Raw genomic sequence first — 14,714 nt, 5'->3', positions numbered from 1 at the left:
TGTCGGGCCTCAGCCCGCAGCCGTGAGCCCTTCGGCCGCGGCCTTGCGCGCGGCCCAGCGGCGCGCCAGGCGCGGCAGGATCAGCACGGCCAGCACGATGACGATCAGGGTCACCGAGCCGGGACGCTCCAGGAAGATGGTCCACTTGCCTTCGCCGATGGCCACCGCGTTGCGCATCTGCGCTTCGGCCAGCGGGCCCAGGATCATGCCCACGACCACCGGAGCCGAGGGGATGTCGAAGCGGCGCATGACCACGCCCAGCAGGCCGATGGCATACAGCAGCACCAGGTCGAAGGCGCTCTGGCGCATGCCGTACACGCCCAGCGTGGCGAACACCAGGATGCCCGCGTACAGGTAGGACTTGGGGATCTTGAGCAACTTGACCCACAGGCCCACCAGCGGCAGGTTCAGGATCAGCAGCATCACGTTGCCGATGTACATCGAGGCGATCAGCGCCCAGACCAGTGCGCCGTTGCTGCTGAACAGCTGCGGGCCGGGCTGGATGCCGTAGTTCTGGAACGCGCCCAGCAAAATGGCCGTGGTGTTCGACGTGGGAATGCCCAGCGTGAGCAGCGGGATCAGCGTGGCCGTGATGGCCGCGTTGTTGGCCGCCTCGGGGCCGGCCACGCCTTCGATGGCGCCGGTGGTGCCGAACTCTTCCTTGTGCTTGCTCAGCTTCTTCTCGGCCGCGTAGCTCAGGAAGGTCGGGATCTCGCTGCCGCCCGCGGGCACGGTGCCGAAGGGGAAGCCGATGGCCGTGGCGCGCAGCCAGGCAGGCCAGGAACGGCGCCATTCCTGGCGGGTCATGTGCGTGCTGGTCAGCTTGTTCTGCGACTCTTCGGTCTTGCCCTCGTACATCACGTTGTACAAGGCCTCGCCCACGGCGAACAGGCCCACGGCGATCAGAACCACCTCGATGCCGTCCATCAGCTCGGGCACACCGAAGGTGTAGCGTGCCTGCGCGGTGAGCTGGTCGATGCCGATCAGCCCCAGGGCCAGGCCCAGGAACAGCGCCAGCATGCCGCGCAGCGTGCTCTTGCCCAGCACCGCGCTCACCGTGGTGAAGGCCAGCACCATGAGCATGAAGTATTCGGGCGGGCCCAGGCGCACGGCGTACTCGGCCACGATGGGCGCGAAGAAGGTCACCAGCACGGTGGCGATGGTGCCCGCCACGAAGGAGCCGATGGCCGCCGTGGCCAGCGCCGCACCGGCGCGGCCGTTCTTGGCCATCTTGTTGCCTTCCATGGCAGTCACCATGGAGCCGGCTTCACCGGGCGTGTTGAGCAGGATGGAGGTGGTCGAGCCCCCGTACATGGCGCCGTAGTAGATGCCCGCGAAGAAGATCATCGACGCGGTGGCTTCCACCTTGACGGTGATGGGCAGCAGCATGGCCACAGCCACGGCCGGGCCGATGCCGGGCAGCACGCCCACGGCGGTGCCGATGACACAGCCCACGAAGGCCCACATCAGGTTGATGGGGGTGGCTGCAGTGATGAAGCCCTGCAGCAGGAGGTTCCAGGTATCCATGGTATCGCGCTGGCTTTACAGCCACCCCGTGTTCGTGAGGCCGGGCAGGTTGATCGCCAGCAATTGGGTAAACATCCAGAACACCGGCGCGGCCACGGCCACACCGATGAAGAGGTCCTTGAGCCAGGCCATGGGGCGCAGGTCAAGCTTGCCTTCGGAGCTCTTGAAGCCGCGCACCGCGAGCACGAAGCACAGCGCGCAGCTCAGGATGAAGCCGATCGTGGTGATCAGCATGGCATTGAGCAGCAGACCGGCCGAGACCCAGATGAAGCCCTTCCAGTGGGCGACCTCATCGCCCGAGCCCTCTTCCAGGTCGCGAAAGCCGCCCGTGCGCGCCTGGAGGATGGCCAGCACCCCGCAGACGATGAGCACGATGGCCACCACCCAGGGGAAGAAATTGGGGCCCACGCCGCCATAGCCCGCCTCGGAGCTGATGGAGGTGGCGCCCCAGGCCAGCAGGCAGCCCAGCAGCAGCGTGCCCGCACCCACCGCCGTCTGCAAGGCCGTGGAGCGAGAGGAATGTTGTTGTGTCATGTTTTTATCCCGCGTGGAGCGCGGCGCGCAGGGCCGTGGCAGGCACTGCGCGCCGCAGGAGGGTGCGACGGTGAAGGCGGGCCAGGCCATGCGGCCCGGCCGGGGCCGGTCAGATCATCCCGGACTTGACCATCGTGGCGCGCAGGCTGGCGAACTCGGCGTCGACGAAGTTGGAGAACTCGTCGCCCGCCAGCCAGGCCGGCGTCCAGCCGTTCTTCTCCATGGCGTCCTGCCAGGACTTGTGCTTGAACGTCTTGGACAGCGCGTCGATCAGGTCCTTGCGCTGCTCGGCGGTGATGCCGGCCGCGCCGTACACACCGCGCCAGTTGCCGATCTCGACGTTGATGCCCTGCTCCTTGAGCGTGGGCACGTTCACGCCCTTCAGGCGCGTGGCCGAGGTCACGCCCACGGCGCGCATCTTGCCGGCGGCGATGTACTCGGCGAACTCGCTGTAGCCGCTGCCGCCCACGGTGACGTTGCCGCCCAGAATGGCGGCGGTGGCCTCACCGCCCCCACGGAAGGCCACGTAGTTGATCTTGGCCGGGTCCACACCCACTTCGCGGGCGATCATGGCCGCGGCGATGTGCTCGGTGGAGCCGCGCGAACCGCCGCCCCACTTCACACTGCCCGGGTCCTTCTTGAGCTGGTCGACCACGTCCTTCATGGTCTTGAAGGGCGAGTTGGCGGGCAGCACGAACACGTTGTACTCGCTGCTCAGGCGCACCAGCGGCGTCACCTTGTCCAGGCCCACCGGCGGCTTGCCGGTGATGATGCCGCCCAGCATCACGGCGCCCATGGTCATCAGCGAATTGGGGTCGCCCTTGCTGGCGTTGGCGAATTGCGCCAAGCCGATGGCACCGGCGGCACCGCCCTTGTTGTCATAGGTCACCGAGCTGGCCACGCCTGCATCCTGCATGGCCTTGCCCAGGGCACGGCCCGTGGTGTCCCAGCCACCACCAGGGTTGGCGGGGATCATCATCTTGATGGCTGCAGCGGCCTGGGCGGTCAGCGGCAAGGCACCGGCTGCCGCCATGGCGGCCAGGGACTTGAGGAAGGTATCGCGACGCATCGTTGTCTCCTTGAATGATTGGCGAACCTGTCGATGATGCGCGCCGTGCCTGTCAAACGGCTGTCCTTGAACCTAGGGAAAACCCCCTGTGCCGCTTCGCGTCTTCCCCCAAGGGGGACGCCGCCCCTGCGGCGGGGCGGCCACAGGAACCCTCCGCGCAAATCCCTGCGCCCACTGGCGGCACGGACTCGGGCGGTCCGCCGCGTTGCTTCTCTTGCCAATAGCCCAGCTATTGGCGGCGAGAAGACGCCTTGCGCCCCATCCCGATCCGCACCACCAGTGGCCGCGAGGTTTGCCCGAAGGGTTCCTGCACGGGAGCACCCAAAAGCCCGCTCGGAGTGATATGGTCCCGCGCATGAAATTGCTGCTTGTCGAAGACGATCCCACCATGCAGGCGACCCTGCACCGGGCGCTGAGCCGCCGGGGCATGGAGGTGACGCCCGTGGGCGATGGCCGCGCCGCGCTGGCGCAGTGGGCGGCCCAGCCGCCCGACGCGGTGGTGCTGGACCTCACGCTGCCCGGCCTCGATGGCCTGCAGGTGCTGCAGCAGGCGCGCACGCGCGGGCTGCGCACGCCGGTCATCATCCTCACCGCGCGCGGCACGGTGGGCGACCGCATCATGGGCCTCAACTCCGGGGCCGACGACTACCTGCCCAAGCCCTTCGACCTGGACGAGCTCGAGGCCCGCCTGCGCGCCCTGGTGCGCCGCAGCGCCGACCCGGTGGCCAGCACCGCCCTGCCCCCCAGCGTGCAGCAGATCGGCGCCATCCGCTACGACACCAATAGCGGCGCCATCTACCTGAACGGCGAAGTGATGGAGTTCACCCCGCGCGAGCTGGCGCTGATGCACGCGCTGCTGGCCCAGCCAGGCCATGCCGTGACCAAGGAGCGGCTGTACGAGCTGGTCTTCCCCGGCCAGCTCGACGTGCAGTACGAGGCCATCGAAGTGGTGGTCTACCGGCTGCGCAAGAAGCTCGCGGGCACGGGCCTCACGCTCATGACGCTGCGCGGCCTGGGCTACCTGCTCAGGACGGATGCATGACCCGAAAGCCCCCGGCCGCACCCCACACGCCGCGGCCCCACTCGCTGCGCCGCCGGCTGCTGCTGGGCATTCTGCTGCCGGTGGTGGTGTTCATCACCTACAACACCATCAGCGCCTACCAGCAGACCCTGGCCTCGCTGAACACGGCCTACGACCGCACGCTGCTGGCCTCGGCCAAGAGCATCAGCGAGCAGCTGGACGTGACGGGCTACGAGGAGGCCGCGCACCTGCGCGCCATCGTGCCCTACTCGGCGCTCGAGGCCTTCGAGGCGGACAACAAGAGCCGCATGTACTACCGCGTCTCCAACCTGCAGGGCGAGCTGATCTCGGGCTTTGACGAGCTGCCGCTGTGGAAGGGCACCATCCCCGCGCGCCCGCCCTACGCCGCGCTGGTGGACTTCTATGACGACACCTTCCGCGGCCTGCCGGTGCGCGTGGCCGTGCTGCTGCAACCCGTGGCCAGCTCCACCGGGCGCGCCATGGCCGTGATCCAGGTGGCCGAGACGCTGGAGGTGCGCGAGACCCTGGCGCTGCAGAACCTGCGCAACACCCTGCTGCGCCAGGCCCTGTTGATCGCCGTGATCGGCATCACGGTGGTGCTCGTGGTGCAGCGCGCCACCCAGCCCGTGCGCCAGCTCAGCCAGGAGCTGCAGGCCCGCCAGGAGGGTGACCTGAGCCCCATCACCGCGCCCGCTGCGCCGCGCGAGCTGCAGCCCCTGATCGAGGGCACCAACGAATTCCTGCAGCGCCTGCGCCACCTGCTGCGCCACCAGAAACGCTTCGTGCGCGATGCCTCGCACCAGCTGCGCACGCCGCTGGCGGTGCTCAAGACCCAGGTGCAGTCGGCCCTGCGTGGCGACATGCCGGCCGAGCAGGCATTGCACGAAATCCGCGACACCGTGGACCGCGCCACGCAGCTGGCCAACCAGATGCTGGCCCTGGCCAAGGTGGAGCAGCTGCGCCAGCAGAGCGCCCCGCCCGTGACGCGCTTCGACGAGATCCTGCGCGGCGTGGCGCTGGAGATCTCGCCGCTGATCGCCCAGCGCGACCTGGACTTCGGCATCCACACCGATGCCGCGCCCATCGTCGCGCATGAGTGGATGCTGCGCGAACTCACGCGCAACCTGCTGCATAACGCCGTGCGCCACGCGCCGCCCGGCAGCGAGCTGTCGGTGGAGCTGCGCGCCGATGGCCGCCACGCCGCGCTCACGGTCAGCGACCATGGGCCCGGCATCGACGACGAGCTGGCGCTGCGCCTGTTCCAGCCGTTTTCGGCCGGCGACGTGCGCACCGGCAGCGGCCTGGGCCTGGCCATCTGCCAGGAGATCGTGCAGGCGCTGGGCGGCAGCATTGCATTGACCAACCGCACCCAGGCCGGCCGCGTGCTCGGGCTCGACGCCGTGGTGCGGCTGCCACTGGCCACCTCGGCCGACGCCACCACCGGCGCTGCGGGCATGCCGGAAGGGGCACAATCGGGCGCATGACCCCCACCGAGACGATGCGCCTGGACAAGTGGCTCTGGTGCGCCCGCTTTTACAAGACCCGTGGCCTGGCCACCGAAGAGATCGGCAAGGGCCGCGTCACCGTCAACGGCCAGGCCGCAAAGCCCGCGCGCGATGTGCGCCCCGGCGACACCGTGGCCCTGCGCCAGGGCCCCGTGGCCCGCACCGTGACCGTGCGCGCCCTGAGCGGCATGCGCGGCCCCGCCCCCGTGGCCCAGTTGCTGTACGAAGAGACCGCCGAGAGCATTGCCGCCCGCGAGGCCGCGGCCGAACAACGCCGCCTGGCGCCCGAGCCGGCTGCCACGCTGCAGGAAGGCCGTCCCACCAAGCGCGACCGGCGCAACATCGAGCGTGTGAGCGCTCCGGATTGGGACAGCCGCTGGAGCGCATCGATCGACGAGTGATGCCCTACGCGGCCATCGCCTGGGCCGGCGCCAGCGCCCCCAGGTAGCTGCGCACCGCCGGGTCGCGCGCCAGGGTATCGAAGTCCGGCGCGTGGCTCACCACGCCCTTGTTCACGAAGAGGAAGCGCTCGCAGCTCTGGCGCAGGATGTCCACGTGGTAGGGCTCGTTCGGGTGCAGGCACAGAAAGACCAGCTTGCCCTTGCCGCGCAGCGTGGCGAAGAAGTCGAGCATGAAGCCGATGTAGCCGTCCTGCGTGTTGAACTGCGGCTCGTCGAACAGGTGCACCAGCGGTGCGTCGCTGGCCGCATGCTGCAGCAGAAAATTGGGCTTGCCGCGCTGGAACGAGCGCACCTGGTAGGACTGGTGGTAGTGGATGGCCAGGCGGTCGCGCTCGCGCGTGCGCACCTGGTGGATGTCCTGGCCGTTCACCAGCACCCGCCCCGCGCTGGGCAGGTTGCTGCCCGTGATCAGCTCGAACAGCGTGGTCTTGCCCGAGCCGTTGGGGCCCATCACGCCCACGACCTGCGGGCCATCGACCACGAAGTCGGCCGCCAGCGAGAAGGTGCGTTCCTTGTTCAGCAGGCCGCGCGTGTAGTGCTTGGCCAGGCGGTCCACGTGCAAAAGCGGCGCATTGGCCATGGTCATACCCCCAGGAGCTGCATGCGCAGCGTGGTGTTGTCCAGCAACTCGCTCGCCGGGCCTTCGTGCACGATGGTGCCGGCGTTCATCACATAGGCCCGGTCGGCCACCTGCAGCGCGCTCTGCACGTTCTGCTCCACCACCAGCACGGCGATGCCCTCGCGCTTGAGGCGTGCAATGGTCTTCATCACGTCCTGCACCACCTTGGGCGCCAGGCCCTGGCTGGGTTCGTCGAACAGCACCAGCCCGGGCGAGCCCAGCAGCGCGCGCGAGATGGCCACCATCTGCATCTCCCCGCCCGAGAGGTTTTCGCACTCGCGGTGCATCAGGTATTCCATGGCGCTGAAGATCTCGAAGCACTCCTTCTCGCTCCAGGCGCGAAAGCGCGTCTTCTTGCGCGCGATGGCCAGGTTGCGCGCCACGGTGAGCGTGGGGAAGATGCGCCGGTCGTCCGGCACCCAGCCGATGCCGCTCTGGGCGATCTCGTGCGTGGCCGCGCGCGTCACGTCGCGCCCGTCGAAAGCCACGCTGCCGCTCCTGGCCGGCGTGAGGCCCAGGATGGTGCGCAGCGTGGTGGTCTTGCCCGCCCCATTGGGGCCCAGCAGCGCGACGACCTCACCCGCGCCCACCTCCAGCGATACGTTGAACAGCGCCTGGGTCTCGGCGTAGAAGGTGTTCACCCCCTGCAGCGAGAGCATGGCGGGCGATGGGGCGGGTTTGGGCACCGCGCTCATGCTGCCAGCGCCCCGAGGTTGGAGCGCTGCACCCATTCGTTGTGGCGCAGCTCGGCCGGGGTGCCACGCGCGATGACCTGGCCCCAGTGGATGACCGACAGCGTGTCGGCCAGGCGAAACAGGAATTGCATGTCGTGCTCGATGATGACGATGGTGAGGTCCCGCTTGAGCCCGGCCACCAGGTCGGCCAGGCGCGCCGTGCCCTCGGCGCCCAGGCCGGCGGTGGGCTCGTCCAGAAAGAGCATGCGCGGCTCGGCCGCCAGCGCCACGCCGATCTCCAGCGCGCGGCGCTCGCCGTACGACAGGCTTTTGGCCGGCGTGCGCTCCTTGCCCTGGAGGCCCACGCGCGCCAGCACGGCCGCAGCCTGGTCCTGCGCGGCGCTGTCGCCCCCCAGGTCGCGCCAGCCATTGAAGCCCTGGCGCCGCACGCGCGGCGTGGCCACGAGCACGTTGTCCAGCGCCGAGTCGTCGTTGAACAGGTTCATGATCTGGAACGAGCGCGAGATGCCCTTCTTCGCAATCTCGCGCGGGGCCAGGCCCGTGATGTCCTCGCCCGCAAAGGTCACCCGGCCCCGGTCGGGCTTGAAGCGCCCGGTCAGCACATTGAAGCAGGTGGTCTTGCCCGCCCCGTTGGGGCCCATGATGCCGGCCAACTGGCCCTCCTGCACGCCGAGCGTGATGTCTTCGAGCACCACCTGCTCACCGAACCGCTTGGACAGCCCTTTCGCTTCGAACAACATGCTCATGCCTCCTTTTTCTGGATGGAGAGGGCCGGCGCAGCGGGCCGGGCAGCGGCTGCGGCCCGGGCCCGGCGCATGCGCCAGTCCTGCCACATGCCGGCCACGCCCTCGGGCTTGTAGAGCACCAGCACCATGAACACCAGGCCATACCAGAGCAGCCAGGTCTCGGTGTAGGCGCCCAGCAGGTCGCGCGCCAGGATGAAGACGGCTGCGCCGATCAGCGGCCCCCAGAAGCTCACCAGCCCGCCGCCGATCAGCACCATCATCACCACGAAGCCCGAGTTGTGCAGGCTCATCACATTGGGGTAGGCCGACTGCTGGGCCATGGCGAACAGGGCGCCCGCCAGGCCCGCCACCCCGGCCGACAGCGTGAACGCCAGCCATTTGTAGAGCCACACGTGGTAGCCCACGAAGGCGGCGCGCGTCTCGTTCTGGCGGATGGCGTTGAGCACCCGGCCAAAGGGCGAATGCACCAGCCGCCACAGCAGCGCCACGGTGACGGCGAACACCGCCAGGCAGAAATAGAACAGCGCCTCGTTGCTCTTGAGCGGCAGCGACGCAAAGCCCAACTCCACCGGCAGCCGCTTGATGTTGAGCAGCCCGTCCTCCCCGCCCGTCACCGTGTGCCACTTGTTGGCGATGAACCAGAACACCTGCCCGAAGGCGATGGTCAGCAACGCGTAGTAGATGCCGCGCCGGTGCGAGATGAACAGCCCCACCAGCGCACCCAGCACCGCCGCCACCAGCACCGCGCCCGCCAGGTCGAACCACAGGTTGGCCCACAGCTTGTGCTGCAGCAGCCCGAAGGCATAGGCGCCGATGCCGAAGTAGGCCCCGTGCCCGAACGACGGCAAGCCCGCCGTGCCCAGCAGCAGGTTGTACCCGAGCGCGAACAGCATCCAGATCATGATTTCCAGCGCCAGGTACTGGTACAGGCCTGCGCCCGCAATCCACAGCGGTGTGGAGAACAGCACCGCAACGGTGATGAGCAGTGGAGCAGGTAGCGGGCTGGCTCGACCCGGATTGAATTGCATGGCGGGAAAACCCTTGTTCAGAGAACCTGTTCCAAGCCTTTTTGCAGCCGCGTTGGCGTGCAATCGGGATGAGTGGATGCTTCGGATGCGCCGCATGGGCTCATGCCCATGCAAGCAGCCGGGGCGTCCAATCGCCCGATTTCACTCCAACCCTCCGGGCAAGTGCCTTTTCGGGCGGTCTGCGGCGTTGCGGCGCTTGTTGATAGCCGAGCTATCAACTGCGCACCGCGCCTTGCATCCCATCCCGAAAAGGGACTTGCGCGGCTGCAAAAAGACTTGGAACAGGTTCTAAATGTCTTGCGAAAACAGAATGTACGTTCTAATATTCGATCACACAAGAATTTTTGTTCTAGTAGTTTCCCGATACCCACCCGCCAGCACACGACGACCCATGGACAGCGCCACCACCTACGACGAGCTCAAGGACGCCATCACGCGCGCCTACCCCGACATGTCCAAGCAGCTGCAGCGCATTGCCCGCTTCGCCCTGGAAAAGCCGCAGGAGCTGGCGCTGGGCACCGTGGCCGCACTGGCCGAGGCCACCGAGGTCCAACCCTCGGCCATGATCCGCTTTGCCAATGCGCTCGGCTACAAGGGCTTTTCCGACATGCAGCAGGTGTTCCGCGGGCACCTGGTGGAGCGCTCGGCCACCTACCGCGAGCGCATCGACCAGTTGCGCCGCGAGCAGGCCACCGGCCAGCGCGCGCCCGCCGGCGTGCTGCACCAGTTGACCAGCGAGTCCATGAACGAGCTCGGCCATCTGGAAGAAGCCGTGCGCGAGGCGGACCTGCGCGCCGCCGTGAAGCTCATCGCCGCTGCGGGCCGCGTGCATGTGCTGGCCCAGCGCCGCGCCTTCCCCATCGCCTGCTACCTGAGCTATGCGCTCGGCCAGTTGGAGCTCAAGACCCACCTGCTCGACGGCGCTGGCGGCATGCTCGATGAGAACCTGCGCTCGGTGGACAGCAGCGACGTGCTGCTGGTGGCCAGCTTTCGCAGCTACTCGCCCGACGTGGTGCACGCCGCCCAGACCTGCAGCCGCCGCGGCGTGCCCGTCATCGCCATCACCGATGGCCCGCTCTCGCCGCTGGTGGAGCCGTCCCGGGTCTGCTTCGAGCTGGCCGACGACTCCTCCAAACCGTTCCGCTCCCTGGTGGCGCCGATGTGCCTGGCACAGGCACTGGTCATGAGCACCGGCCACCACCTGGCCGAAAAACCCGCGCCGCAGCCGCGCACCCCACGAAAGGCCCGACCATGAACCCTGCGCCCTCCCGCCGCTTCGACGTGATCTGCATGGGCCGCGCCGCCGTCGACCTGTACGGCGAGCAGATCGGCGGCCGGCTCGAAGACATGCAGAGCTTCAGCAAGTACCTGGGCGGCTCGCCCGCCAACACTGCCGTGGGCGTGGCGCGCCTGGGCCTCAGGCCCGCCATGCTGACCCGCGTGGGCGACGAGCACCATGGTCGCTTCGTGCGCGAGGCCCTGGCCGCCGAAGGCGTGGACACCAGCCATGTGGCCACCGACGCGCGGCGCCTCACGGGCCTGGTGTTCCTGGGCATCCAGGACCGCGAGACCTTTCCGCTGGTGTTCTACCGCGACCACTGCGCCGACATGGCGCTCTCGGCCGAGGACATCGACGGCGATTTCATCGGCTCGGCCACGGCGCTGCTGCTCTCGGGCACGCACCTGTCGCAGCCCCGGACCTTCGAGGCCTGCCGCGCCGCCATTGGGCTGGCGCGCGAGCGCGGCACCCGCATCGTGCTGGACATCGACTACCGCCCCGTGCTCTGGGGGCTGACCAGCCCGGGCATGGGTGAGCAGCGCTTCGTGGCGGACGACAAGGTCACGGCCCACCTGCAGGGCGTGATCGCCGACTGCGATCTGGTCGTGGGCACCGAGGAAGAGATCCACATCGCAGGCGGCAGCACCGACACTCTGCAGGCACTGCGCCGCCTGCGCGCGCTGACCCCGGCGCTGCTCGTGGTCAAGCGCGGCCCCATGGGCTGCGTGGCTTTCGACCGTGCCATCCCCGACAGCCTGGATGAGGGCCTGCAGGGCCCCGGCTTCCCGGTCGAGGTGTTCAACGTGCTGGGCGCAGGCGATGCCTTCATGGCGGGCTTTCTGCGCGGCTGGCTCAAGGACGAGCCCCTGTCCCAGTGCTGCGCCTGGGCCAATGCCTGCGGCGCCATCGTGGTCTCGCGCCACGGCTGCTCGCCGGCCATGGCCAGTTGGGTGGAGCTGCAGCACTTTCTGCACAACGGTTCGCCCACGCGGCGCCTGCGCGAAGACCCGGTGCTCGAACACCTGCACCGCAGCACCACACGCACGCGCCGCTGGGGCGAGCTGGTGGTGCTGGCCTTCGACCACCGCTCGCAGCTCGAAGAGATCGCCGCACGCCATGGGCAGGGTGAAGCCGCCATCCGCAGCTTCAAGCAGCTGGTGGCACAGGGCGCTCGCCACGGCGCGGGCACGCATGTGGGCGCCGGGGTGCTGCTGGACAGCCGCTTCGGCGAAGACGTGCTGCCCTCGCTCACCGGCAAGGGCTGGTGGGTGGGGCGGCCGGTGGAGCTGCCCGGCTCGCGCCCGCTGGCCTTCGAGGCCGGCGAGCACCTGGCCATCGAGATGCGCAGCTGGCCCGCCGAGCATGTGGCCAAGTGCCTGCTCTACTGGCACCCCGACGACAGCCAGGCCCTGCGCGATGCGCAGGCCGAGCGCCTGCTGCAGTTGCAGGCGGCCAGCCATGCCACGCAACACGAGTTCCTGATCGAGGTGATACCGCCGCGCGAGATGCTGCGCGACGCCACCACGCTCGCCCGCACCCTGCAGCAGATGTACGACGCCGGACTCGCCCCTGACTGGTGGAAGCTGCCCGCCGCACAGAGCGACGCCGAGTGGCAGGACATCGCCCGCACCATCGCGCGCAACGATGCGCACTGCCGCGGCGTGCTGATGCTGGGCCTGGAGGCGAGCGAAGAAACCCTGGCCCGCAGCTTCCGCATTGCCGCCGCCCACCCCGTGTGCCGGGGCTTCGCGGTGGGCCGCACGATCTTCGCCGAGGCCGCGGACCGCTGGTTCGCGGGCCAGATCAGCGATGCCGAAGTGATCACCGACATCGCCCATCGCTACGCACGCCTGGTCGTCCTGTGGGACGAAGCCCGTGCGGGCATGTCCGAGGCCGTGAGCGCCATTTTCTGAAGGAGACACCCCCATGAGCACACCGAACATCGGCTTCATCGGCATCGGCATGATGGGCCACGGCATGGCCAAGAACCTGCTGGCCAAGGGCTACGCCCTGACCCTCAAGGCCAACCGCAACCGCGCCAACCTGGCCGACCTGCTGGACGCCGGCGCCAAGGAGGCAAAGAGCAATGCCGCCTGCGCGCAGGCCAGCGACATCGTCTTCATCTGCGTCACCGGCTCGCCCCAGGTGGAAGACATCGTCTACGGCAAGGACGGCCTGCTGGAGGCAGCGCGCCCCGGCCTGCGGGTGGTGGACACCTCCACGGCCGAGCCCGAGTCGAGCGCGCGCATCCGCGCCGACCTGGCGGCACGCGGCGTGAAACTCATCGACGCGCCCCTGGCCCGCACCCCCAAGGAGGCCGAGGAAGGCCGACTGAACACCATGGTGGGCGCCGATGCCGAGGACTTCGCCACGCTGGAGCCCGTGCTGCGGGCCTTTTGCGAGAACGTCTTCCACGTGGGCCCGCCCGGCCACGGCCATGTGCTCAAGCTCGTGAACAACATGATGGCCATGAGCTTTGCCGCCTGCATCGCCGAGGCCTTCGCCGTGGCCGCCAAGTCCGGGCTGGACCTGAACAAGCTCTACAACGTGGTCTCAGCCGGCGGCGTGAACTGCGGCATCTTCCAGATGATGGCCAAGGAGACGCTGCAAAGCGGCGACGTCACGGGCTTCAAGTTCGGCATTTCCAACGCCCGCAAGGACCTGCGCTACTACACCCACCTGGCCGAGATGCTGCCCGTGGCGAGCTTCATGGGCGAGGCCGCGCACCAGAGCTTCGTGCAGGCCGTGAACCTGGGCTTTGGCGACAAGCTGATCGCTTCGCTCTTCGAGGCCCAGGAAAAGGCCAACGCCGTGGCCATCGTTCCCCGCTGATTCCCCCCCCATAGACCACAACAGGCACCCGCCCGACAAGGAGACAACCATGAGCGATTTCAAGGACAGCATTTCATCGCGCCGCGCGCTGCTCAAGCAGTCGGCCCTGGCCCTCGCGGGCGCCGGCCTGTACGGCGCGGCCCCGTTCTACGGCCCGTGGAAGCACCACCACGCCTGGGCCCAGACGGCGCAGAAGAAGCCGCTCATCATCGGCCTGACCATGGACGCCTCGGGTCTGTACGCGGCCTCGGGCGGCGAGGAGCGGCTGGGCGCGATGATGGCCATCAAGGAGTTCAACGACAAGGGCGGCGTGCTGGGCCGGCGCATCGAGGCCATCCACATGGACACCGAGACCACGCCCGCCACGGGCTCGCGCATCGCCGAGCGCATGATCACGCGCAACGACGCGGCCTTCCTCATCGGTGCGGTGCATTCGGGCGTGTCCAACGCCATCTCGCAGGTGGCGCAGAAGTACGGCACGGTGTTCCTCAACACCAACTCCAGCTCGCCCACCGAGGCCGGCAAGGACTGCCACCGCACCAAGTTCGTGTGGGACGGCAACGGCACCAATTTTTCCAACGCCATCGTCAAGAACGCCATCAAGGCCAGCGGGCGCAACTGGGTGCTGCTGACCAACGACTACGTGTGGGGCCACAGCACGGCCAAGGCCACGCGCGCCGCGGTGGAGGCCAATGGCGGGCGCATCGTCGAGGAGCTGATGGTGCCGCAGAACACGCGTGATTTCTCGGCCTACCTGCTCAAGCTGCAGCAGCTCAAGCCCCAGGTGGTGGCCACCGCGGTGGGCGGCGACGACATCAAGGCGCTGCGCCAGCAGGTGGTGCAGCTCAAGATGAACAACAGCATGGCCTGGATCAATAACCAGCAGGACTGGCCCGACGTGTACGGCCTGGGGCCGGACGCGATCTTCGGCGTGTTCGGCACCACCTGGTACTACCGGCTGAACCTGCCGGGCGTGCGCGAGTTCGTGGCGGCCTACCAGAAGCAGTTCCCGGGCATGGCGATCCGCGTGCCGGGCAACGTGTACCACAACGCCTACATGGCCACGCGCGAGCTGCTGCGCTGCGTGGAAGAAGCCGGCACCACCAACAACATCGCCATCATCAAGAAGCTCGAAGGCCGCAAGATGGCCGCGGCCGACCGGCTGCAACACTTCGACGCCTGGATGGACCCCGTCACCCACCAGTGCCAGCAGACCATCTACATGGCCAGCTACAACGAGCAGCCCACCGAGAAGGACGACATCTTCAAGATCCTCGCGCAGATCGAGCCCCAGGAAGTGGTGGACAAGGACGCGGCCGGCGCCTGCAAGCTCGAAAGCTACGAGGCCACGCCGAGCTACGAGGCCTGAGCCCGCCG

The 14,714-nt window shown here is 68.4% G+C and carries 14 protein-coding genes; 7 read left to right on the top strand and 7 right to left on the bottom strand.

The features are described 5' to 3' along the window. Positions 1–9 precede the first annotated feature (9 nt). From HNP48_RS22640 to HNP48_RS22630, 3 genes are all read right to left on the bottom strand, one after another. Positions 10–1,527, bottom strand: a complete 1,518-nt coding sequence (locus HNP48_RS22640; RefSeq protein WP_184861345.1) for a tripartite tricarboxylate transporter permease — start codon at positions 1,525–1,527, stop codon at positions 10–12. 15 nt (positions 1,528–1,542) lie between these two features. After that, entirely contained in the window at positions 1,543–2,061 is a 519-nt protein-coding gene (locus HNP48_RS22635; RefSeq protein ID WP_184861343.1) for a tripartite tricarboxylate transporter TctB family protein, read from the bottom strand. A gap of 109 nt (positions 2,062–2,170) precedes the next feature. Beyond that, positions 2,171–3,130, bottom strand: coding sequence for a tripartite tricarboxylate transporter substrate binding protein (locus HNP48_RS22630; protein ID WP_184861341.1), 960 nt, complete (start codon positions 3,128–3,130; stop codon positions 2,171–2,173). A gap of 343 nt (positions 3,131–3,473) precedes the next feature. Here HNP48_RS22630 and HNP48_RS22625 point away from each other — a divergent pair, with 343 nt between their 5' ends. From HNP48_RS22625 to HNP48_RS22615, 3 genes are read left to right on the top strand one after another with little or no spacing between them, the layout of a single operon-like run. After that, positions 3,474–4,172: a response regulator transcription factor gene (locus tag HNP48_RS22625; RefSeq protein WP_184861339.1), complete on the top strand. Its 699-nt coding sequence runs from the start codon at positions 3,474–3,476 to the stop codon at positions 4,170–4,172. Beyond that, positions 4,169–5,656: a sensor histidine kinase gene (locus HNP48_RS22620; RefSeq protein ID WP_184861337.1), complete on the top strand. Its 1,488-nt coding sequence runs from the start codon at positions 4,169–4,171 to the stop codon at positions 5,654–5,656. Before HNP48_RS22625 ends, HNP48_RS22620 begins: the two co-directional genes overlap by 4 nt. Then, a complete protein-coding gene (locus HNP48_RS22615; RefSeq protein ID WP_184861335.1) occupies positions 5,653–6,078 on the top strand; it encodes an RNA-binding S4 domain-containing protein in 426 nt (141 codons plus the stop codon). The genes HNP48_RS22620 and HNP48_RS22615 overlap by 4 nt, the downstream gene beginning before the upstream one ends. A 4-nt stretch (positions 6,079–6,082) precedes the next feature. On the opposite strand, the gene HNP48_RS22610 is transcribed toward HNP48_RS22615, so the two are convergent. The 4 genes from HNP48_RS22610 to HNP48_RS22595 are packed head-to-tail and all read right to left on the bottom strand — an operon-like array spanning position 6,083 to position 9,226. Further along, positions 6,083–6,724, bottom strand: coding sequence for an ATP-binding cassette domain-containing protein (locus tag HNP48_RS22610; protein WP_221480313.1), 642 nt, complete (start codon positions 6,722–6,724; stop codon positions 6,083–6,085). Then, positions 6,721–7,452 carry an ABC transporter ATP-binding protein gene (locus tag HNP48_RS22605; RefSeq protein WP_260420341.1) on the bottom strand — a complete coding sequence of 244 codons (732 nt, stop codon included), beginning with the start codon at positions 7,450–7,452 and terminating at the stop codon, positions 6,721–6,723. The genes HNP48_RS22610 and HNP48_RS22605 overlap by 4 nt, the downstream gene beginning before the upstream one ends. Beyond that, positions 7,449–8,192 carry an ABC transporter ATP-binding protein gene (locus HNP48_RS22600; protein ID WP_221480312.1) on the bottom strand — a complete coding sequence of 248 codons (744 nt, stop codon included), beginning with the start codon at positions 8,190–8,192 and terminating at the stop codon, positions 7,449–7,451. The genes HNP48_RS22605 and HNP48_RS22600 overlap by 4 nt, the downstream gene beginning before the upstream one ends. Before the next feature lie 2 nt (positions 8,193–8,194). Beyond that, a complete protein-coding gene (locus HNP48_RS22595) occupies positions 8,195–9,226 on the bottom strand; it encodes a branched-chain amino acid ABC transporter permease (RefSeq protein WP_184861331.1) in 1,032 nt (343 codons plus the stop codon). Positions 9,227–9,617: 391 nt separating this feature from the next. Here HNP48_RS22595 and HNP48_RS22590 point away from each other — a divergent pair, with 391 nt between their 5' ends. The 4 genes from HNP48_RS22590 to HNP48_RS22575 are packed head-to-tail and all read left to right on the top strand — an operon-like array spanning position 9,618 to position 14,706. Continuing rightward, on the top strand, positions 9,618–10,481 hold the full coding sequence (locus HNP48_RS22590; protein ID WP_184861329.1) for a MurR/RpiR family transcriptional regulator: 864 nt from the start codon (positions 9,618–9,620) through the stop codon (positions 10,479–10,481). Next, a complete protein-coding gene (iolC, locus tag HNP48_RS22585; RefSeq protein ID WP_184861327.1) occupies positions 10,478–12,418 on the top strand; it encodes a bifunctional 5-dehydro-2-deoxygluconokinase/5-dehydro-2-deoxyphosphogluconate aldolase in 1,941 nt (646 codons plus the stop codon). Before HNP48_RS22590 ends, iolC begins: the two co-directional genes overlap by 4 nt. A 13-nt stretch (positions 12,419–12,431) precedes the next feature. Then, positions 12,432–13,337: an NAD(P)-dependent oxidoreductase gene (locus HNP48_RS22580; RefSeq protein WP_184861325.1), complete on the top strand. Its 906-nt coding sequence runs from the start codon at positions 12,432–12,434 to the stop codon at positions 13,335–13,337. Between the two features lie 49 nt (positions 13,338–13,386). Beyond that, entirely contained in the window at positions 13,387–14,706 is a 1,320-nt protein-coding gene (locus HNP48_RS22575; RefSeq protein WP_184861323.1) for an ABC transporter substrate-binding protein, read from the top strand. The last annotated feature ends 8 nt before the right edge of the window (positions 14,707–14,714 follow it).

Source organism: Acidovorax soli (assembly GCF_014207955.1).
In the GTDB taxonomy this organism is placed as follows: Bacteria; Pseudomonadota; Gammaproteobacteria; order Burkholderiales; family Burkholderiaceae_C; genus Acidovorax; species Acidovorax soli_A.
The sequence above is the reverse complement of the archived record's forward strand: the minus strand, read 5'-3'. Positions and strand labels throughout refer to the sequence as shown.

Excerpts from the sequence above, each read along its gene's own strand:
- iolC (WP_184861327.1), top strand. The coding sequence starts at position 10,478 with ATGAACCCTGCGCCCTCCCGCCGCTTCGACGTGATCTGCATGGGCCGC.
- HNP48_RS22595 (WP_184861331.1), bottom strand. The coding sequence starts at position 9,226 with ATGCAATTCAATCCGGGTCGAGCCAGCCCGCTACCTGCTCCACTGCTC.
- HNP48_RS22575 (WP_184861323.1), top strand. The coding sequence starts at position 13,387 with ATGAGCGATTTCAAGGACAGCATTTCATCGCGCCGCGCGCTGCTCAAG.
- HNP48_RS22635 (WP_184861343.1), bottom strand. The coding sequence starts at position 2,061 with ATGACACAACAACATTCCTCTCGCTCCACGGCCTTGCAGACGGCGGTG.
- HNP48_RS22615 (WP_184861335.1), top strand. The coding sequence starts at position 5,653 with ATGACCCCCACCGAGACGATGCGCCTGGACAAGTGGCTCTGGTGCGCC.
- HNP48_RS22630 (WP_184861341.1), bottom strand. The coding sequence starts at position 3,130 with ATGCGTCGCGATACCTTCCTCAAGTCCCTGGCCGCCATGGCGGCAGCC.
- HNP48_RS22605 (WP_260420341.1), bottom strand. The coding sequence starts at position 7,452 with ATGAGCGCGGTGCCCAAACCCGCCCCATCGCCCGCCATGCTCTCGCTG.
- HNP48_RS22625 (WP_184861339.1), top strand. The coding sequence starts at position 3,474 with ATGGTCCCGCGCATGAAATTGCTGCTTGTCGAAGACGATCCCACCATG.
- HNP48_RS22610 (WP_221480313.1), bottom strand. The coding sequence starts at position 6,724 with ATGACCATGGCCAATGCGCCGCTTTTGCACGTGGACCGCCTGGCCAAG.
- HNP48_RS22590 (WP_184861329.1), top strand. The coding sequence starts at position 9,618 with ATGGACAGCGCCACCACCTACGACGAGCTCAAGGACGCCATCACGCGC.
- HNP48_RS22580 (WP_184861325.1), top strand. The coding sequence starts at position 12,432 with ATGAGCACACCGAACATCGGCTTCATCGGCATCGGCATGATGGGCCAC.
- HNP48_RS22600 (WP_221480312.1), bottom strand. The coding sequence starts at position 8,192 with ATGTTGTTCGAAGCGAAAGGGCTGTCCAAGCGGTTCGGTGAGCAGGTG.
- HNP48_RS22620 (WP_184861337.1), top strand. The coding sequence starts at position 4,169 with ATGACCCGAAAGCCCCCGGCCGCACCCCACACGCCGCGGCCCCACTCG.
- HNP48_RS22640 (WP_184861345.1), bottom strand. The coding sequence starts at position 1,527 with ATGGATACCTGGAACCTCCTGCTGCAGGGCTTCATCACTGCAGCCACC.